The following is a 19,840-nucleotide window of genomic DNA, read 5'->3' on the forward strand; positions in this document are numbered from 1 at the left end:
ACCTTACTGTAATGCCAACGGTAGCGGGTCCCGGACCGCTGATCGGTTACTCGGGCAGACCCTTGTCGAGGAGGTCGAGCGCGAGAAGGACGGCGTCACTCGCCAGCGGTGACTCGTCGGCGGTCGCCATCATCACGCCGGTGATCGCGCCCGCGACAACCGGCACGATGGGATCTTCTCGGGGACGGTTCAACCGGACGGCTACCGCCTCGGCCAGAGCCCGCATGCTGTGGATGTACTCGTCATAGAGCGCGCCCTTGACGTCCGGCATCGTGTACATCAGATGTTGACGCGCCGTCATGAAGTCGAGTTCGTCGCGGTCCATGGTTCCGAAGACATGCATCAGCGCGTGGCGGTAGGCGGCCGCCGGGGACAACTCGGCCGGCGCCGCTTTGAAGGCCGTGCAGATCGGCTCGACGCATCGGTCGGAGACGAGCAGTGATTCCTTGGACGGGAAGTACCGGAAGAACGTCCGCGGCGATACGTCGGCAGCTCTGGCGATCTGTTCGACGGTCGTGTTCGCGTACCCGTTGGTCTCGAACAGGCGGAATGCTTCGCGAAGGACCGTCTCGCGGGTGCGCATCTTCTTGCGCTCCCGGAGGCTGGGTTGCTCCACCTCATACATACCGACCATTGTCGCAGCCAGATCAGGGTGCGCGTCGGCTGCGCCGCGGCGGAATTATGACGATCTGTTAAGGGTCACGGCCGTCCGCGCTTGCGGGGCGGCTTGCGTGTCGGGTCCACGACGATCCCGGCGGCCACCTCGAGGTCGTGCAGTGCGGGCTCGATCTGGTCGGCCAGGTCGGCGATGTCGCTGGCGATCTCCGGCGTGGTGATGAACCCGAAGTCGATCCAGCCGCAGTAGCTGAAGCACGTCACGTTCAGGGCGACGTCGAACAGCAGCGGCCCGAGCGGCATGAGGTGCTCGACGCGTGCGCCGCCGAGGTAGAGCGGGAAGGTTGGCCCGGGCACATTGCTGATGACGACGTTCATCGGCGCGATGTTGCTGCCGATCCCGCTCGCGGCGTACGCCCGCGACGCGAGCGCGAGCAAGCCCGGGGGTGTGGTCTCGGTGTAGCCCATGATCTGATGCGCGGTAAGGGCTTTCGTCATCTCCTTGGCGCCTTGCGTATAGGAGTAGATCGCCTTGATGCGCTCAGCCGGATCGGCAACGTCGGTGGCGAGCACCACTGTCATCGCGTTGACCTGGTTGCCGACGGTGTCGTCGTTCTCCGACCGTGTCGAGACCGGGACCTGCGAAACCAGTGATTTGGCAGGCAATTCATCGCGCTCTTTGAGGTAGTTGCGCAGCGCGCCGGAGACCAACGCCAGCACCACGTCGTTGAGCTTCACGTCGAACGCCTGCTTGACGGCTTTGACCCGGTCCAGCGACACGCTGGCGCCCGCCACTCGGCGGTGCGGTGAAATCGGGCCGTTGAAGCGAACTTTCGGCGCATCGAAGTAGCGGGGCGGCTTGTTGTCGATGTTGCGGACGGCGATCTGCTGGCGCACCGCCTGTTCGACGAGCCTGGCGATCCGGTACGGCGTCTTCACCCAGACGTTGACCAGACCGTTGACCGCCTGCACCTCCCGGCGCGGGGGTTTCATGCCGACCAGGGAGCGCGCCACGTCGATGGTCGCCTGACGCGGCTCCGGGGTGACGTCGAGCAGAATTTCGCTGAGGCCTGCGCCGGACACTCCGTCGACGATCGCGTGGTGCATCTTGGTCACGACCGCGACGCGGCCGTTCTCGAGTCCTTCGATGAACCACAGTTCCCACAGCGGCTTTGACCGATCGAGCTTGTACGACATCAGCCGGCCGACGAGTTCGTCGAACTCCTTCCTGCCGCCCGGTGACGGCACCGCGATCCGGCGGATGTGGAAGTCGACGTCGATGTCCTCGTCCTCGACGAAGTACGGGCGGTCCAATCCCAGTGGTGCGCCCTCGACGCGCCACCGCAGCTGCGGCAACTCCGGCAACCGGCTGACGATCAGATCGCGCACCAGATCGAAGCTGAAGGCCGGCGCCTCGGACGGATCGCACACCGCGATCGCACCGATATGCATGTGCCATTTGAGATTCTCAGCGAACCAGAAGGCGGCATCGACGCTGGACAATCGCATCTGCAAGAGAGTACGGGCGCGCCGGTGGGAGCGACGTGGATTGGGGTGATTGTCACCCTTGCCGTCACCGACCCGACATCTGATGCCATCGCCAGCCGCAGCACGGGCCGGATTCCAGCAAATGCGCCGGGCGTCAATTACGCGGGGGCGCAGTCGTTCCGCGCACGACGAGGGTCGGTTCGAGCACGACGTCCGCCGCGCGGGACGGCCCGTCGACGAGCATCTGGATGGCGAGGTCGACAACGTTGCCGGCGATCTCCTCGGCGTCCTGATGGATCGTGGTCAGGTCGATGCGGGGGTTCTCCGACAGCCTGCTGTCGTCGTATCCCATCAACGACACCTGGCCGGGGACGTCGACACCCGCCCGGGTGAACACATCGAGAATGCCCAGGGCGCAGCGGTCGTTGCCCGCCAGCACGGCGGTGGGCAGTCCCCGTGCGGCCAGCATCGTGTGGGCCGCCGCGGCGCCGGCCTCCTCGTTGTGGGCGCCCGGTATCACCGTGACCTCGTCGGCGAGTCCGTGTGCGCGCATTGCATCGACATAGGCCTGCCGCCGGTCGGCCGACCCTGGATCCATGCCGCCGTCGACGTGATGGATGCTGCGGTGTCCCAATCCGACGAGGTAGTCGATCGCCTGCCGAATTCCCGTGGAATCGTTGGTCCTCACCGATGCCAGCGCGGCTTCGGTCGTGATCTCCCGAAGGCGGCGGCAGGCCACCACGACCGGAACCCGTTCGGCCAGATGATCGAAGAACGAGTCCTCCGCTCTGGGACCGAGCAGGATCAGCGCGCCGCATCGATGGCTGAGAAGCGAGTCGCAGACGGCCGCTTCGGTGCGGTCGGGGAGGTTGGCCGACAACAGCACCTCGTAGCCCAACTTCTCGGCCGCCGGGTAGATGTGGGTGACGAGTTCGGATTCGAAGAGCTGACGGATGTCACTCATGACGCCGAGCGTTCTGCTGCGGCCCTGCGCGAGCAGCCGAGCCGCCGAATCCGGGCGGTAGCCGATCTCTTCGGCGATCGCGAGCACCCGCTGCCGTGTCTCGTCGCTGGCACCGGGCTTGCCGTCGAGGATGAACGACACCAGCGTCCGTGACACTCCTGCCCGTTGCGCGACATCGGCCATCGTGGGTCGGCCTGACGTCGCGTTAGGGCGGCGACGGCGAGGTGTGCTCACGGGCGGGATCCTTCGGACGAGTGACGGTTGACACATCTACGGAGTGCGGTTCATAGTAATCCTTACGCGCGTTACTAACGCGCGTTAGTCAGAGAAACGAGGAACCCGATGTCCGTACAGGCCCCACCCGAACGCTCGGGTCGCTTCCTGACGAAGCTCACCGTCATCGCCACCCTCGGCGGACTTCTCTTCGGCTACGACACCGGCGTCATCTCCGGTGCCCTGCTCTACATGAAGGACGACCTGGGGCTGTCCGCGTTCGGTGAGGCCACCGTGGTCAGCTCTCTGCTGTTCCCCGGCGCGGCCTTCGGGGCGCTGTTCGGTGGCCGCGTCGCCGACCGGATCGGCCGCAAGCGCACCCTGCTGGTGTGCGCCGGCCTGTTCCTCGTCGGCGCGATCGGCTGTGCGTTAGCGCCCAACGTGCAGATCATGGTCGCCGCCCGCATCATCCTCGGACTCGGCGTCGGTGCCGCCGCGGTCACGTGCCCGCTGTATCTGGCCGAGATGGCGCCCGCCGACCGGCGCGGCCGCATGGTCACCATCAACGAGCTGATGATCGTCACCGGTCAGATGCTCGCCTTCGCCACCAACGCCCTGCTCGACCACCTCGTCCACGACCCGCACGTGTGGCGCACCATGCTCGCCGTCGCCGCGGTTCCCGCGGTCGCGCTGCTGATCGGCATGCTGATCCTCCCCGACTCACCACGCTGGTACGCCCTCAAGGGCCGGCTGCCGGAGGCACAGAAGGTGTTGTCGCTCAGCCGGACTCCCGCCGAAGCCGAAACCGAGTACGCCGTCGTCGTCGAACACACCAACCACATGCTCAAGACCACCCGTACCCCGTTCTCGGTGATCCGCGACGTGCCGTGGATCCGGCGTGTGGTGCTGATCGGATGCGGGCTCGCGATCGTGCAGCAGGCCACCGGCATCAACACGGTGAACTATTACGCCCCAACCATTCTGGAGCAGAGCGGGCTCGGAGTCAGCGCCGCGCTCGTCGCGACGATCGCCGTCGGCGTGACATCGGTCGTCACCACGATCATCGGCATCGTCCTGCTCGGCTACATCGGCCGCCGCACCATGCTGCTCATCGGCTTCGCCGGCGTCGCCGCGTCCCAGGCCGCACTCGCCGCGACATTCCTGTTGCCGGAGAACACCGCACGCAGCTACTTCATTCTCGGCTGCATGGTGCTGTTCGTCGGGTTCGTGCAGATGTTCATCGGCACCTGCGTATGGCTGTTGCTCTCGGAAATCTTCCCGCTGTCGGTACGCGGCTTCGCCATGGGCATCGCGGTGTTCGTGCTGTGGTGCACCAACGCCGTCATCTCATTCCTGTTCCCGCTGCTCAACAGTGCGCTCGGTTCCACCGGCACATTCGCACTCTTCGTACTGATCAACATCGGCTCGTTCGTCTTCGTGAAGCGCACCGTTCCCGAAACCAAGGGCACCTCGCTGGAGCAGCTCGAAGAGCGTCTCGAAGCGATGGGCACCGCCTCAACCCTGAACTCTGAAAGGACAGCAGTATGAGCACTATTCGCGTCGGATCCGCCCCGGACTCATGGGGTGTCTGGTTCCCCGACGATCCGCAGCAGACGCCCTACACACGGTTCCTGGACGAGGTAGCCGCATCCGGCTATGAGTGGATCGAGCTGGGCCCCTACGGATATCTGCCCACCGACCCGTCGCAGCTCTCCGATGAGCTAGCCGCCCGTGGCCTGAAGCTTTCGGCGGGTACGGTGTTCGAGCATTTGCATCAGGATGATTCGTGGTCGGCGGTGTGGAAGCAGATCGAGGACGTCGCGAAACTGACCGCCGCGGTCGGCGGCAAGCATGTCGTCGTGATCCCCGAGATGTGGCGCGACCCCGCCACCGGTCAGGTACTCGAAGACCGCAATCTCACCGAGGCGCAGTGGGCCAAGAAGACCGGCGGCATGAACGATCTCGGTAAGGCGATGTTCGAAACGTACGGTGTGCGAGCGCAATACCACCCACACGCCGACTCTCACGTCGACACCGAGGAGAACGTCTACCGCTTCCTCGACGGCACCGACGGTGCGTTCGTGAACCTGTGCCTGGACACCGGGCACATCTCCTACTGCGGTGGGGACAACATCGCCATCATCCGCCGCGCCCCTGAGCGCATCGGGTACCTGCATCTCAAGCAGGTGGACCCGGAGGTGCGTGCCAAGGTCGAAGCGGAGGATCTCCCGTTCGGCGAGGCCGTCAAGCTCGGTGCGATGACCGAACCACCCCTGGGCATTCCGGAGATGCCGCCGCTGCTGGCCGAGGTGGAGAAGCTCGGCATCGACGTGTTCGCGATCGTCGAGCAGGACATGTACCCCTGCGAGGTCGACGCGCCCCTGCCCATCGCCAAGCGCACCCGCAGTTACCTCGGGTCCTGCGGCATCCCGTCCGTCACGTTCAACTAGGAGAATCCATGTCCGACTTGCGTATTGCCGTGCTGGGCGTCGGCCTGATGGGTGCCGACCACGTGGCGCGCATCGCCTCCCGGATCTCCGGGGCCCGGGTCGCCGTCGTCAACGACTTCGTCGCGGAGAAGGCCGAGCAGATCGCCGCCGAGATCGACGGCTGCCGCGCGATCGCCGATCCGCTCGATGCCATCGCCGACGCGGGTGTGGATGCCGTCGTCCTCGCCACGCCCGGCCCGACCCACGAGAAGCAGCTGCTCGCCTGCCTGGAGCATCGCAAGCCGGTGCTGTGCGAGAAGCCGCTGACCACTGATGTCGAGACGTCCCTCGAGGTGGTGCGCCGCGAGGCCGAGCTCGGAATCCGGTTGATCCAGGTGGGTTTCATGCGGCGCTTCGACGACGAGTACATGGCGCTCAAGGCACTGCTCGACGGCGGCGAACTCGGCAGCCCGCTGGTTTTGCACTGCGTGCACCGCAACCCGGCCGTCCCCGACCATTTCGACTCCGTGATGACGGTGCGCGACTCCCTGGTCCACGAAGTCGACGTCACCCGCTTCCTGTTCGGTGAGGAGATCGAGTCCATCCAGATCGTCAAACCGGCACCGAACGGACTCGCCCGCGAAGGCCTGTTCGATCCGCAGATCGCGATCCTGCGCACGGCCGGTGGCCGGCACGTCGACGTCGAGCTGTTCGTCACCACCGGGGTCGCCTACGAGGTGCGCACCGAGCTCGTCGCCGAAAAGGGCAGCGCCATGATCGGTCTCGACGTGGGGATGGTCCGCAAGAGCGCCCCCGGCCATTGGGGCGGGACGATCACGCCGGGCTTCAAAGAGCGCTTCGGCCGTGCCTACGACACCGAGATCCAGCGGTGGGTCGACGCGGTGCGGCGCGGGTCTGCGACCGGTGACTACACCGACGGTCCCACCGCCTGGGACGGCTACGCCGCAACCGCCGTCTGTGAGGCGGGCGTGCAGGCACTGCAGTCCGGTCAACCCGTCGCGGTCACGATGGTCGACCGCGCCTCGATCCCGGGGGCCTGACCATGAAGATCGCACTGGATCCCACACCGTTCCACCACGATTACGAACTACTCCAGTTCCCCTCTCTTGTCGCCGAATTGGGGTACGAACACCTGCAGCTCACGCCACACCGGGACTTCATCCCATTCTTCAACCATCCGCGCGCTGATGATGATCTGGTCGCGAAGTTCCGCAAGGCCTGTGCCGATGCCGGTGTGGGGATTGCGTCGGTGTTGCCGGTGTTGCGGTGGTCAGGTCCCGACGAGGACGCTCGCGAAGCGGCGGTGCGGTCTTGGAAGCGGGTTGTGCAGATCACCGTCGATCTTGGCGTGAACGTCATCAACACCGAGTTCTCCGGCCGGCCGGAGAAGGCGGAGGAGTCCGAGCGAGCGTTCTTCCGGTCGATGGAAGAACTCGTGCCGATCTTCGAACGGGAAGGCATCGATGTGCGCATCGATCCGCATCCCGATGATTTCGTCGAGGACGGATTGGAGGCGCTGCGCATCATCCGCGGCGTCAACTCCCCGAACATCGGCATGGTGTACGTCGCGTGCCACACGTTCCATATGGGCGGCGGGATGGCCGAGATCATGGCTGCGGCCGGGGACAAGCTTCGCCTGGTCCACGTGGCGGACACGATGGATCACCATCGCTCGCATGGTTTGCGGTACATCACCAACCCGCCGGGGAATCCGGTGCGGGTACACCAGCACCTCAAGATCGGCGATGGCGATGTCGATTGGGATGAGTTCTTCGGCGGCCTGGCCAAGCTCGGCTTCTACGACCGAGACGACACCGTGATGGTGTCGTCAGTGTTCGCCGAAGACGAAGCGGCTCATGACGTCTCGCGCTACCAGCTCAAGACCATGACGGAGTACGTCAACAAGTACCGCTGACCAACCGCCGAAACTGAACCTGCGCAGGTGCGCACTCGCACTTTCGCTGCACAGGTTCAGTTTCGGCGAGAAGCCTCGACGAGTGCGTCGATGAACTCGGTGACCAACACGTCGGAGTCGGTGCGGTAGAGCGCACTCATCGCGATCGTCAGCGGTGAGCGGACGCGGACACTGGCGATAGCGTCGTAACCCGCCACCGAACTCGCGGGCACAAGTGCCACGCCGAGGCCCGCGGCGACCATCGAGAGTTGACTGCTGATCGATTGCGCCAAATGCTTTGCCTGCGGGGTGAACCCGGCGTCCCGGCAACAGGCGGCGACCTGATCATGGTAGTCGGGCGTGCCACCCCGCGGAATCCACACCCATGGCAGGTCGGCGGCTGACGCGAGATCGGTGCCGACCGCTCGCGGAAGGCGCCATCCCGCAGGGGCGGCCAGCACGAACGGTTCGCTGGTCAGCGTCACGTGGTGCAGCCATGGCCGAGCCGGTCCGTGGCGGACGACGGCGATGTCGATCTCACGGCGCGCCAACAACTCCGAACCGTAGTGGGTGTCCACCTCGCGGACGCTGACGTCCACGTTGGGTCGCGACTGGCCATGCAAAGCAAGCGCTTTGGGCAATACGGAAGTGAAGGCCGTGGACACCGCCCCGATGCGCAGTTCACCGAGTTGTCCCTCGGCGGCAAGTCGCGTCGCGGACTCGGCGTCCTGCGCGGCGGCGACGAGGCGTCGGCAGCGTTCCAAGAAGACTGTCCCTGCCGGGGTCACGACGACATGACGCGTCGTCCGGTTGAGCAGGAGCACTCCGAGCCGCTTCTCTATTGCCTTGACCGCAGCAGACAGGGGCGGCTGCGACATCTGCAGCCGCTCGGCCGCCCTGCCGAAGTTCAGTTCTTCCGCCACGGCGATGAAGTACCGGGCTTCGCGAACCTCAAGCATTGATACTCACTGCCTATAACTGAAAGATAGAATCGGACCTTCACACGATAAATGATGTTCGGTGCAATGGTCGGGTGTCTGTCGAACGCCGTCTGATCACGACGCTGTGGAGCGCTGGTCTGGCGGCCTTCGCAGCCATGTATGCCCCGCAGGGATTGCTACCGCAGATTGCGCGCGACGTGGGGGCCGCCCCATCGTCGGTGACCCTGCTGATCTCGGCAACGACGCTGGGTCTGGCGGTGTCGGTGCTGGCGTGGGCATGGGTCGCCGACCGCGTGGGCCTGCGCCCGGCGATGCGGATCGCGGCGGGCGCCGCGGCCGTATGCGCCGTCGCCGTCCCGCTGATGCCGACGTTCGAGTGGCTACTGGCCGGTCGGCTCCTGCACGGTGTCGCTCTGGGCGGAATTCCGGCGTTGGCGATGACGCTCTCGCATGAGGTGTTCTCGCCGGCCCGTGCCGCGGCGGCCGCTGGTAGTTACGTCGCAGCCACCTCGGTGGGCGGGTTGAGCGGCCGCCTGCTCGCCGTCCCTGCCGCCGACCAATGGGGCTGGCGTATCGCACTTTTCGTGCTCGGCGCTGCGGTCGCGATCCTGATGCTCGCGATGATCGGTCTGATACCCCCGACGCCAGGCGGGCAGAGACCGGAAAGCACGGTGCGTGTCCTGGCCGCGCACCTCCGCAATCCGCGGTTATGGCCGATCGTCCTCGTAGGCATGGTGCTGTCAGGTGCCGTCATGATCGTGTTCAACTGTCTGCCGTTCCGGCTCATCGCCGACCCGTATGACCTGGCGCCGACGATGGTGTCGCTGATTTTCTTGACCTACCTCGGCGGCACGGCAGGGTCGCGTGGAACCGGTTGGCTGAGTGAACGATTCGGAGCTCCCGCGGTGCTGGGCGGGGCCTCCGCGATGGTGGCTGTCGGTGCCGCGGTGACGGTGGCTCACCCGTTGCTCGCGATCGTCGCCGGGGTGGCCGTGCTGACCGCCGGGTTCTTCATCGGGCATGCCGTGGCGTCGAGCATGGTGGCGGCGCGGGCCCCGTCAGGACGGGCTCAGGCAACGTCCCTCTACACGATCGGCTACTACCTGGGGTCGAGCCTCTTCGGTTGGTTGGGCGGCGTGGTCTGGTCGCACGGCCGATGGTTCGCGGTGGCGGCGCTGGTGGTGGCGCTGGGTGTCATTGCGCTGGCGCTCACCGTGATGGGGCAGGCCCCGTCGAGCCGCGGATCACGAGAGCCGGTGCCAGCACGGTAGACAGCGGCTCAGTTCTGCCGCCGTCAAGGCGCTGCACCACGGCATCGATTGCACGGTCGGCCTGCTCCTGCGGCTGCTGACTGACCGATGTGAGGTCGACGCTGCCCAGCCGCGCGAGAACGTTGTTGTCGAAGCCGCTCACGGAAACATCTTGCGGTACAGACACACCCGCGCGCCGCAGCCGGTCGATGACCCCGATGGCGCTGTAGTCGTTGGAACACACAATCGCCGTTGGCAGCGTGGTATCGAGAAGTTCTGTCGCGGAGCGCATACCGCCGATCTCGGTGAAGTCTCCGGCAATGATGCGAGCCTCGCGTTCGAGGTCGTGGCGTCGCATCGCGCGTAGAAATCCGGACCGGCGATCTGCGCTGATCGTGCCCGATCCGCCGTCGACGTGGACGATGTCGTGGTGGCCCAGGGAAACGAGATGGTCGACGACGGAACCGATCCCGCGACCATCGGCCGATCGCACGACATCGAGACTGGATTCGGTGATTCGCCGGCCGATCACCACAGTGGGCAGGGCCGTGCCGAGCCTGGCCAACTCGCGCGCCGGCAGCTCAGGACCGATGAGAAGCAGTCCCTCGCAACGAAAGTCGCGCAGGGTCTCGATCACTCGGGACTCGTCGTGCGTGGGAGTGACGGCACCCAACACGATCTCGTAACCTGCCCGGTCCGCCGCTGCAACGAGATCCTCCACGATTTCGGCGTGAAACCCGCTGCCGATCTTGGCCATCACCCCGATCAGGTGTGAGCGCTTGGCTGTCATCAGCGCGGCGTTGCGGTTGACGCGGTAGCCGATCTCGTCGGCGGCATCCAGCACGCGCTGCCGCGTCTCCGCGCTTGCTCCCGGTGCGTTGCGAAACACCACGGAGACGAGCGCCTTGGACACACCGACCTTGTCGGCGACATCCTGCATCGTCGGTCGCAGACGCTCGCCGGCCACGCATTCCTCCTCGCCCCCCGGGGGTTGACAACCCGATGTGACGCCGTTCATAGTAACTGAACTAGACCGGTCTAGTAGACCGGAACAGATTCGTACTTCGATGAAGCAGGAGCAACCGTGACAGAACGTGATTCGATCGGCGTCGCCGTGATCGGCGGCGGAATGGCGGGCCGCGCGCACGCCGCCGGCTACCGCACCGCGACGACCCTGTTCGGCACCGATCGTCCCGACGTGCGGCTCGTCGCCATCGCCGACGCGAATCCTGCCGTCGCCGATGACAACGCCACGCGGTACGGATACCAGCGGGCCGAGTACGACTGGCGCGCGATCGCCGACGCGCCGGACATCGACGCCGTCAGCGTTGTCGTCGCCAACCACCTGCATCGCGAGATGGTCGAGGGGTTGCTCGCCGCAGGCAAGCACGTGCTGTGCGAGAAGCCACTGGCAGGCACCGTCGAGGACGCGGAGGCCATGGTCGCGGCGGCGGCCGAGTCGGACCGCGTCACCGCGGTGGGGTACACCTACCGCCGGTCACCCGCGGTCGAGCAGATCCGCCGCGCGCTGGCCGCAGGCGAGCTCGGCGAGCTGATTCACTTCAACGGGCACTACTGGTGTGACTACGCACTGGATCCGACCTCGCCGATCACCTGGCGATACCGCGGCGGCCAGGGGTCCGGCGCACTCGCCGACATCGGCAGCCACCTGATCGATCTGGCCGAATTCGTGTGCTCGCCGATCACCGAGGTCAGCGGCGCATCGTTCGCGACCCTGGTCACGCATCGTCCGGTCCCGATCGGCGTCACCTACGGCCACACCAAGGGCGCCGTCAGCGACGAGCTCGCCCCCGTCGAGAACGAGGACATCGCGACGTTCACTGCACGGTTCGACAGCGGCGCCGTCGGCACGTTTTCGGCGTCCCGGGTCGCCCACAACCTGCCCGACGGCCTGGGCTTCGAACTCTTCGGCTCCCGCGGGTCCGCCGAATTCGACCTGCATCGGGCCGGGGAGTTCCAGCTGTCCAGCGACGAACTCACCGGCGCACTCGCCGGCTCCCGCCGCGTGCTGATCGGACCCGACCACCCCTACATCCGCGGCGGTCTGCCCATGGACGCAGGCGGTGTCGGCCACGGCGTCGCCGACCTGTTCGGATACCAGGCGCGTGCTTTCCTCGATCAGATCGCAGGCATCGGCGACCTAGGGCCGCTGCCCGGTTTCGAGGTCGGCCTGCACGGCCTGCGCCTCGTCGCCGCCATCACCGAATCCGCCGCGTCCGGCGGAGCCACCGTCAAAGTTCAGTACTGAGAAGGGAATCCACGCCATGAAGCTCGGTGTCTACACCGCGATCCTGCACGACAAGCCGCTGCGCGAGGCGCTCGAGATCATCGGGTCGCTCGGCCTGACCGGTGCCGAGATCAACGCCGGCGGGTTCCTGCCCACCCCGCACCTGCCGGTCGATGACCTGCTGTCGGGGGCCGTTTCCGCCGAGCAGTACTTGTCGACGTTCGACGGCACCGGAGTCTCCATCGCAGGCCTGAACTGCAACGGCAACCCGCTGCATCCCGACCCCGAGGTCGGCCCCGAGGATGCCGACGACCTGCGCAAGGCGATCCGGGTCGCCGGACTGCTGGGTGTCGACCGCGTCGTGACGATGTCGGGCCTGCCCCACGCGCACCCCGGCGGCCGTTGGCCTGCGTGGAACGTCAACACCTGGGACTCGGGCTACCTGGACTCGCTGGACTACCAGTGGGACGACGTCGCGGTGCCGTTCTGGTCCGAGATCGACCAGCTGTCAAGGGAAAACGGCGTCAAGGTCGCCATCGAGATGCATCCGCAGAACCTGGTGTTCAACCCGCCGACCCTGAAGCGGCTCGTCGAGAAGACCGGTGCGACGCACGTGGGTGCGGAGATGGACCCGTCGCATCTGTTCTGGCAGGGCATCGACCCGGTCGCGGCGATCGAATGGCTCGGCCCGTTGGTATTCCACGCCGCCGCCAAGGACACCCGCATCAACGACAACTGCCGAATCTACGGTGTGCTCGACGAGCGCTTCACCCGAATCCCGTTGGACCAGAATCCGACCGGCCTCGGCGGCAAGCACGTCGTCAACAAGTGGCCCGAAGACTCGGCGTGGGACTTCGTCGCCGTCGGTCGCGGTCATGATGTCGACTTCTGGGCGCGCTTCCTTCAGGCGCTCGAAGTAGTCGACCCGGACATGTGGGTCAACATCGAACACGAAGACGTCGCGTTCGGCCCCCTGGAGGGACTGCAGGTGGCAGCCGAAACGCTCAAATCCGCCAATTCCGTCTCCATCGGCTGAAAGGTTGTAGATCATGCCGCAATTCAGGAAGGTGGCGGCGGTCGCTGTCGGCGTCGCCGCTTTGGTCACGATGACCGCGTGCTCGAGTACGGGCGGGAAACCGCAGCAGAACGGCGGAGGAATGTCCGCGGGCCAGGCTGACACGCCCCGCTTCACTGTCGCGATGGTCACGCACGGTCCGCCCGGGGACACCTTCTGGGATCTGATCCGCAAGGGTGCCGAAGCCGCGGCGGCCAAGGACAACATCGAGCTCAAGTACTCCGCCGAACTGCAGGGTCCCGAGCAGTCCAACCTCGTGCAGAACGCGATCGACAGCAACGTGGACGCGCTGGCGGTCACGATGGCCAAGCCCGAGGCCGTGGCTCCCGCGGTCAAGAGCGCTGTCGAGGCGGGCATTCCCGTCGTCGCGTTCAACGCCGGTATCGACAACTGGAAGGAAGCGGGCGCCAAGGCGTACTTCGGTCAGGACGAGATGATCTCTGGCCAGGCCGCCGGCGAACGACTCGCGGCCGACGGTGCCACCAAGGTGATCTGCGTGATCCAGGACCAAGGCAATGTGGCACTGGAATCGCGTTGTGCTGGTGTTGCTTCCGGATTCGGCGGTGCGGTCGAGAACCTCAACGTCAACGGCACCGACATGCCGTCGGTGCAGTCGACCATCACCGCCAAGCTGCAACAGGACCCGTCGATCGACTACATCGTGACGCTCGGCGCCCCCATCGCATTGGCCGCCGTCGAGGCGGCCGACGGCGCGGGCAGCACCGCACGGATCGCGACGTTCGACACCAACGCCGCGCTCGTCGATGCCATCAACGCCGACCAGGTGCAGTGGGCCGTCGACCAACAGCCGTTCCTGCAGGGCTATCTCGCGGTCGATTCATTGTGGCTCTACTTGAACAACGGCAACGTGGTCGGCGGCGGGCAGCCGACACTCACCGGACCGGCGTTCATCGACAAGACCAACGTCGAGGCCATCGCCGAGTACGCCAAGAACGGCACGCGCTGATGAGGATTGCGTTGGATCCGACGCCGTTCCACTACGACTACTCGCTGTTGGAGTTGCCTTCTGTGGTGGCGGAGTTGGGGTTTGAGTGGTTGCAGTTGACGCCGCATCGGGATTTCATTCCGTTCTTCAACCATCCGCGCGCTGATGATGATCTGGTCGCGAAGTTCCGCAAGGCCTGTGCCGATGCCGGTGTGGGGATTGCGTCGGTGTTGCCGGTGTTGCGGTGGTCAGGTCCCGACGAGGACGCTCGCGAAGCGGCGGTGCGGTATTGGAAGCGGGTTGTGCAGATCACCGTCGATCTTGGCGTGAACGTCATCAATACCGAGTTCTCCGGCCGGCCGGAGAAGGCGGAGGAGTCCGAGCGAGCGTTCTTCCGGTCGATGGAAGAACTCGTGCCGATTTTCGAACGGGAAGGCATCGATGTGCGCATCGATCCGCATCCCGATGATTTCGTCGAGGACGGATTGGAGGCGCTGCGCATCATCCGCGGCGTCAACTCCCCGAACATCGGCATGGTGTACGTCGCGTGCCACACGTTCCATATGGGTGGCGGGATGGCCGAGATCATGGCTGCGGCCGGGGACAAGCTTCGCCTGGTCCACGTGGCGGACACGATGGATCACCATCGCTCGCATGGTTTGCGGTACATCACCAACCCGCCGGGGAATCCGGTGCGGGTACACCAGCACCTCAAGATCGGCGATGGCGATGTCGATTGGGACGAGTTCTTCGGCGGCCTGGCCAAGCTCGGCTTCTACGACCGCGACGACACCGTGATGGTGTCGTCAGTGTTCGCCGAAGACGAAACAGCCCAAGACGTCTCGCGCTACCAACTGGCCACCATGACCGACTACATCAACAAATACCGCTGACCAACGGCGACGAGCGAGAACAGGACAATCGATGCGGATCGGGTTGGTCGGATACGGAGTGGGAGGACGGTACTTCCATACGCCGTTCATTCAGGCGGCCAAGGGGTGTGAACTCGTCGGGGTGGTGGCACGTTCGGCGCAGCGTGTCGCCGAAGTGGAAGCTGACCTCCCCGGCATGCCGGTGTACGGCTCTCTGGGCGCGCTGCTCGATGCGGGCGTGGACGCGGTCGCGATCTCCACTCCGCCGCAGACCCGTCGCGAACTCGTCCTGGAAGCCGTCGGGCGTGGCGTGCACGTCGTCGCGGACAAGCCGTTCGCACCATCGGCGGCCGCCGGACGGGAGTTGGTCGACGCGGCGGAGGCCGCCGGAGTTCTGCTGAGCGTGTTCCACAATCGGCGCTGGGACACCGACATCACCACACTGCGCGGCGTCCTCGACAGCGGTGGGGTCGGTGACGTCTGGCGGTTCGATTCCCGCATGGATCAAGATGATCCGAAGACCTTCGAGGCGGGACCTGAGGGCGGGCTCCTGCGTGATCTCGGCAGTCACGTTGTGGATCAGGCACTTTGGCTGCTGGGGCCCGCCGTGGCGGTGACGGCGAACCTGGACTGGGTGGACGCGCCCGAAGGGCGCAGCGACGCAGGATTCGTCATCACCATCAGCCATGTCGGTGGTGCCCATTCCCATCTGTCGGCGAGCAAGCTCAACCACGTGAACTCGCGGGAACTGCGCCTGTTCGGTTCGCGGGGCAGCTACGTGTCGACGCAGCAGGATGTGCAGGTGCAGGCCGTCTTCGCAGGGCGTCTCCCGGCAGACGACCCCGACCACTGGGGTTATGAGGTCGAAGAGCGCTGGGGTGTGCTGTCCACAGCGGACGGCACCCGCGCGGTGCCGTCGGAGCAGGGCGCCTACGCCGACTATTACGCGCGCTTCGCCGCGGCCGTCGCCGGCGCGGGACCCCAACCGGTACCCGCCGCCGAGGCGATCGCCACGCTTGCGGTGCTCGACGCAGCCAGGCGAAGCGCCGCCGACGGAGTCACGGTCACCATCGGATGATCCCGTGACCTGCGCTCGCATCAGGTTCCCGTCTACCATCCACCTGTTGACACCCGTCGAAGGAACAATGCCGCCGAGCGGCGTCGCCAGTTGTGCGACGCCGCGATCGCGTTGTTGGCGGACGACGGTCCACGAGGCCTGAGCCATCTGAAGGTGGATCGCCTCGCGGGCGTCCCCGACGGCACGACGTCCTTCTACTACCGGACCCGGTCGGCGCTACTGCACGGTGTCGCCGATCAGCTCGTGCGCTACGACGCGGAAGCATTCACCGAGGCGTTCAAGGACGTGCCCAACAGCTCCGGCGACGTTATCGCCGACATTCTGGCCGGACAGATCCTGTCCATCCGGGCAGAACCCCAGCTCGCGCGCACTCGGGCTCGTCTGGAGCTGACGATGCTCGCCAAGGGCGATCCGGACATCGCCGCGGGGTTTCAGGAGATGGCGGTGAGCTTCCGCGCCCTCGTCGAACGCCTGGTGCTCGCTGTTCAAGCCGGTGACGGGCCACTCGACAAGGCCCTGCTCGACGAACAGGCATCGGTGGTGCTGTCGTACCTCGGTGGCCTGATCTTCGCGTTCGCCAACGGTTCGCCGGAGCCGATGACCAGGGGCGATATCGCCCGCCAGATTCGTGCGGTGATCGTCGGGGTCGCCGTCCAGAACGCCCGGGAGCACGTCCGGTCCGGATAGGGGAGCCCGTACACAGCGCCCACATCCTTGTAAGGTCGCCCTAACTAAGGGCGTACTTACTTTGTGGTGTCCAGGAAGGGGTGGCTCCGACGATGTCTGATGATTCTTCGTTCTCGCTGGTACTGGGTTTCGCCACCGAGACCGGCAACTCCACGATGGTGGCCAAGAAATTCGCGCAGGCGGCCCGCGGCGTCGGCATCGACGTCGAACCGCAGTACCTCAACGACCTCAACATGGCGTCGCTGGCGTCGGCGACGCATTTCGTCGTCATCACCGCTACCTACGGCGACGGCGAGTTGCCCTACGACGCCGAGGTGTTCTGGGAGGAGCTCAGCGGCGACGGTGCCGGTCGACTGGACCATCTCACGTTCGCGGTGTGCGGCCTGGGCGACAGCTTCTATCCGTACTTCAACAATGCGGCCAAGCTCGTCGACGCGCGCCTCGAGGAACTCGGCGCGACGCGGATGCTCGACCGGGTGGACTGCGATCTGGAGTTCGAGGAACCGTCGGAGGCGTTTACCGCCGACGTGGTCGAGATCCTCGGCGAGCTGACTTCGTCCGCACCGCAGGCCGATGCCCCTGAAGTCGAAGCGGCAGAAACTGATTCGCCCTGGACCCGGCGCAACCCCTTCTCGGCCACGCTGGTGGCCAACCGGCCGCTGACGGCGACCGGTTCCGACAAGTCGGTCCGTCACTACGAGATCGACCTCGCCGACAGCGGCATCACCTACACGGCCGGCGATTCGCTCGGGGTCCATCCCGTCAACGATCCCGCGCTCGTCGCGGCGGTCCTGTCCAGACTCGGCGTGGACGCTGATTACGTTGTCGCAGAGCGTGATCAGCCCCTCGGTGTGTTGCTCACCGAACACCTCGAACTGCGGATCCCGACCGGAGCCCTTCAGTCGCTGGTCGCCTCGCGCACCGAGGATGCCGAAGCCGCCGCGATCCTCGGTGGTGCCGATTCGGCGGCGCTGACGAATTGGCTGTTCGGTCGCGACGTTCTCGACCTCCTCGAGCTCGCCGACCTGAGCGTCGACGACGTGATCCCGACCTTGCGTCCCCTGCAGCACCGCGACTACTCGATCGCGTCGAGCCCCGTCGTCCACCCGGGCCAGATCCACCTCACGGTGGCCACGGTCGAATACGACGCCCGCGGACGCGCACACCGGGGTGTCGCCTCCGGCTTCCTCGCCGACCGTGCCGAGACGCTGCGAATTCATATGGCGCCCAACGACAGTTTCCGGCTGCCCGCCCCCGACGTGCCGATCATCATGATCGGCCCGGGCACCGGCATCGCCCCGTTCCGTGCGTTCCTCCAGGAGCGTCAGGCCACCGGTGCGTCCGGGAAGTCGTGGCTGTTCTTCGGCGATCGACATCGCGCCACCGACTTCCTGTACGGCGACGAGCTCACTGCCTTCCGGGAATCGGGCGTGCTGACGCGACTCGACTGTGCGTTCTCACGCGATCAAGAGGCCAAAGACTATGTCCAGCACCACATGCTGGCCAACGCCGCCGAACTGTTCGCCTGGCTCGAGGACGGCGCCCACGTGTACGTCTGCGGCGACGCCGACCACATGGCCAAGGACGTCCACCGCGCATTGCACGAAGTCATCTCCACCGCAGGCGGTCTCGACGAGGCCGGCGCTCATTCATACGTGAACAACCTCATCACGACGCACCGCTACCTGCGCGACGTGTACTGAGGGTCACGCCCCGATCAGCGACTCCAGCGGGGTGCGGGCGAAGTACACGGCGAAGCCTGCGGCCACGATCCACAGCAGCGGGCTGACCTCGCGGGCCCTCCCCACGGCAGAGCGCATCACGGCCCAGCTGATGAAGCCGACACCGATGCCGTTGGCGATCGAATAGCTGAACGGCATGACCGCGACCGTCAGCACGACCGGCAGAGCGACCGACAGCTCGGACAGGTCGACATGCCGGATATGCGAGATCATCATCGCGCCGACGACCACCAGCGCGGCAGCCGCGACTTCGGTCGGCACCATCGACGCCAACGGCGAGACGAACATGGCGGCCAGGAACAGCACGCCGGTCACGACATTGGCCAAACCGGTTCGTGCGCCCTCTTGGATTCCGGCTCCCGACTCGATGAAGACGGTGGTGGACGACGACGAGGTCGCGCCGCCGACGACCGCACCGGCCCCTTCGACGACGAGCGCGGAGCGCAGCCGCGGGAACGTGCCGTTCTTGTCGGCGATCCGGGTGTCCTGGGACAGTCCCGTCATCGTGCCCATCGCGTCGAAGAAGTTCGCGAACACCAGGGTGAAGATGAGCATCACGATCGCGAGAACGCCGATACGGCCGAAACCGGAGAAGCTGAAGTCGCCGAGGAGCGACAGGTCCGGCATCGCGAACGGTGACCCGGACAGCGACGGTACGGAAAGGCTCCATCCGCCCGGCTTTTCGGTGGCCGGCCCCAGATGCCAGATCGCCTCAATCACCACGGCGATCACGGTGCCGGCCACCAAACCGATGAGGATGCCGCCGGGCACCTTTCGGGCCACCAGGACTCCGGTGAGCAGCACGGTGACGACGAACACCAGGGTCGGGATCGTGGTGATCGAGCCGAGGCCGCCCGCGCCCAGTCCGACGGGCGGCGACGGTACCCCGGTTGCGGAGATGAAGCCCGCGTCGACGAGCCCGATGAACAGGATGAACATGCCGATGCCCGCGGTGATGGCGAGCTTGAGCTGCATCGGCACTGCCTCGAAAACCATGCGGCGCAAGCCTGTTACGGCGAGCAACACGATGATCAGGCCGTTGATGACGACGAGCCCCATCGCCTCGGGCCAGGTGAGCACTCCGACCACCGTCGTGGCGAGGAACGAGTTGAGGCCCAGACCCGCGGCCAGCGCGAACGGCAACCGGGCGATCAACCCGAACAGGATCGTCATGACGCCCGCGGCCAGCGAGGTGCTCGCCGACACCGCGGCGAAGTCGAGTTCGTTGCCGTCGACATCTGCGGAGCTGGACAGGATGATCGGGTTCAGCACGATGATGTAGGCCATCGCGATGAACGTGACGACGCCGCCACGGATTTCGGTACCCAGCGTCGACCGGCGGGCCGTGATCTCGAAGAAGCGGTCCACTGGGTTCAC

Annotated in this window: 18 protein-coding genes; 12 read left to right on the forward strand and 6 right to left on the reverse strand. The window is 65.9% G+C overall.

Translation table 11 applies throughout. The annotated features are described in order from the left end of the window. Positions 1–46 precede the first annotated feature (46 nt). The 3 genes from P9A17_RS00900 to P9A17_RS00910 form a co-directional block, all read right to left on the reverse strand. Entirely contained in the window at positions 47–625 is a 579-nt protein-coding gene (locus tag P9A17_RS00900) for a TetR family transcriptional regulator (protein ID WP_278036711.1), read from the reverse strand. Positions 626–699: 74 nt separating this feature from the next. Continuing rightward, entirely contained in the window at positions 700–2,124 is a 1,425-nt protein-coding gene (locus P9A17_RS00905) for a wax ester/triacylglycerol synthase family O-acyltransferase (protein ID WP_278036712.1), read from the reverse strand. 133 nt (positions 2,125–2,257) lie between these two features. Next, on the reverse strand, positions 2,258–3,301 hold the full coding sequence (locus P9A17_RS00910; protein WP_278036713.1) for a LacI family DNA-binding transcriptional regulator: 1,044 nt from the start codon (positions 3,299–3,301) through the stop codon (positions 2,258–2,260). A 108-nt stretch (positions 3,302–3,409) separates the two neighbouring features. Between P9A17_RS00910 and P9A17_RS00915 the strand changes: the two genes are divergently transcribed. Genes P9A17_RS00915 through P9A17_RS00930 form a run of 4 tightly spaced genes read left to right on the forward strand, consistent with a single transcriptional unit; the run spans position 3,410 to position 7,645 of the window. After that, the gene (locus tag P9A17_RS00915) at positions 3,410–4,828 is read left to right on the forward strand and encodes a sugar porter family MFS transporter (RefSeq protein WP_278036714.1); all 1,419 of its coding nucleotides are present in this window, start codon (positions 3,410–3,412) and stop codon (positions 4,826–4,828) included. Then, positions 4,825–5,730, forward strand: coding sequence for a sugar phosphate isomerase/epimerase (locus P9A17_RS00920; protein ID WP_278036715.1), 906 nt, complete (start codon positions 4,825–4,827; stop codon positions 5,728–5,730). The genes P9A17_RS00915 and P9A17_RS00920 overlap by 4 nt, the downstream gene beginning before the upstream one ends. An 8-nt stretch (positions 5,731–5,738) precedes the next feature. Continuing rightward, positions 5,739–6,770, forward strand: coding sequence for a Gfo/Idh/MocA family oxidoreductase (locus tag P9A17_RS00925; protein ID WP_278036716.1), 1,032 nt, complete (start codon positions 5,739–5,741; stop codon positions 6,768–6,770). 2 nt (positions 6,771–6,772) lie between these two features. Continuing rightward, positions 6,773–7,645 carry a sugar phosphate isomerase/epimerase family protein gene (locus P9A17_RS00930; protein ID WP_278036717.1) on the forward strand — a complete coding sequence of 291 codons (873 nt, stop codon included), beginning with the start codon at positions 6,773–6,775 and terminating at the stop codon, positions 7,643–7,645. A 56-nt stretch (positions 7,646–7,701) separates the two neighbouring features. Here P9A17_RS00930 and P9A17_RS00935 read toward each other — a convergent pair whose 3' ends face one another. Further along, positions 7,702–8,583, reverse strand: coding sequence for a LysR substrate-binding domain-containing protein (locus P9A17_RS00935; protein ID WP_278036718.1), 882 nt, complete (start codon positions 8,581–8,583; stop codon positions 7,702–7,704). 74 nt (positions 8,584–8,657) lie between these two features. Here P9A17_RS00935 and P9A17_RS00940 point away from each other — a divergent pair, with 74 nt between their 5' ends. Beyond that, positions 8,658–9,836 carry an MFS transporter gene (locus P9A17_RS00940; RefSeq protein WP_278036719.1) on the forward strand — a complete coding sequence of 393 codons (1,179 nt, stop codon included), beginning with the start codon at positions 8,658–8,660 and terminating at the stop codon, positions 9,834–9,836. On the opposite strand, the gene P9A17_RS00945 is transcribed toward P9A17_RS00940, so the two are convergent. Beyond that, positions 9,775–10,755: a LacI family DNA-binding transcriptional regulator gene (locus P9A17_RS00945; protein ID WP_278037003.1), complete on the reverse strand. Its 981-nt coding sequence runs from the start codon at positions 10,753–10,755 to the stop codon at positions 9,775–9,777. The two genes, P9A17_RS00940 and P9A17_RS00945, sit on opposite strands and share 62 nt — an antisense overlap. Positions 10,756–10,899: 144 nt before the next feature. Between P9A17_RS00945 and P9A17_RS00950 the strand changes: the two genes are divergently transcribed. From P9A17_RS00950 to P9A17_RS00980, 7 genes are all read left to right on the forward strand, one after another. After that, positions 10,900–12,084: a Gfo/Idh/MocA family oxidoreductase gene (locus P9A17_RS00950; RefSeq protein ID WP_278036720.1), complete on the forward strand. Its 1,185-nt coding sequence runs from the start codon at positions 10,900–10,902 to the stop codon at positions 12,082–12,084. Positions 12,085–12,100: 16 nt separating this feature from the next. After that, positions 12,101–13,099, forward strand: coding sequence for a sugar phosphate isomerase/epimerase (locus P9A17_RS00955; protein WP_278036721.1), 999 nt, complete (start codon positions 12,101–12,103; stop codon positions 13,097–13,099). Between the two features lie 13 nt (positions 13,100–13,112). Then, complete coding sequence (locus tag P9A17_RS00960; RefSeq protein ID WP_278036722.1) at positions 13,113–14,105, forward strand: sugar ABC transporter substrate-binding protein; 993 nt, start codon at positions 13,113–13,115, stop codon at positions 14,103–14,105. Continuing rightward, positions 14,105–14,977: a sugar phosphate isomerase/epimerase family protein gene (locus P9A17_RS00965; RefSeq protein WP_278036723.1), complete on the forward strand. Its 873-nt coding sequence runs from the start codon at positions 14,105–14,107 to the stop codon at positions 14,975–14,977. Before P9A17_RS00960 ends, P9A17_RS00965 begins: the two co-directional genes overlap by 1 nt. A gap of 31 nt (positions 14,978–15,008) precedes the next feature. Beyond that, positions 15,009–16,034 carry a Gfo/Idh/MocA family oxidoreductase gene (locus tag P9A17_RS00970; protein WP_278036724.1) on the forward strand — a complete coding sequence of 342 codons (1,026 nt, stop codon included), beginning with the start codon at positions 15,009–15,011 and terminating at the stop codon, positions 16,032–16,034. 153 nt (positions 16,035–16,187) lie between these two features. Next, the gene (locus P9A17_RS00975; protein ID WP_278036725.1) at positions 16,188–16,721 is read left to right on the forward strand and encodes a TetR/AcrR family transcriptional regulator; all 534 of its coding nucleotides are present in this window, start codon (positions 16,188–16,190) and stop codon (positions 16,719–16,721) included. A gap of 92 nt (positions 16,722–16,813) precedes the next feature. Continuing rightward, positions 16,814–18,424, forward strand: coding sequence for a sulfite reductase flavoprotein subunit alpha (locus tag P9A17_RS00980; protein WP_278036726.1), 1,611 nt, complete (start codon positions 16,814–16,816; stop codon positions 18,422–18,424). A gap of 3 nt (positions 18,425–18,427) precedes the next feature. Here P9A17_RS00980 and P9A17_RS00985 read toward each other — a convergent pair whose 3' ends face one another. After that, positions 18,428–19,840, reverse strand: coding sequence for an NCS2 family permease (locus P9A17_RS00985; RefSeq protein ID WP_278036727.1), 1,413 nt, complete (start codon positions 19,838–19,840; stop codon positions 18,428–18,430).

Origin of the sequence: Mycobacterium sp. 236(2023) (assembly GCF_029623955.1) — a bacterium.
Taxonomy (GTDB): domain Bacteria; phylum Actinomycetota; class Actinomycetes; order Mycobacteriales; family Mycobacteriaceae; genus Mycobacterium.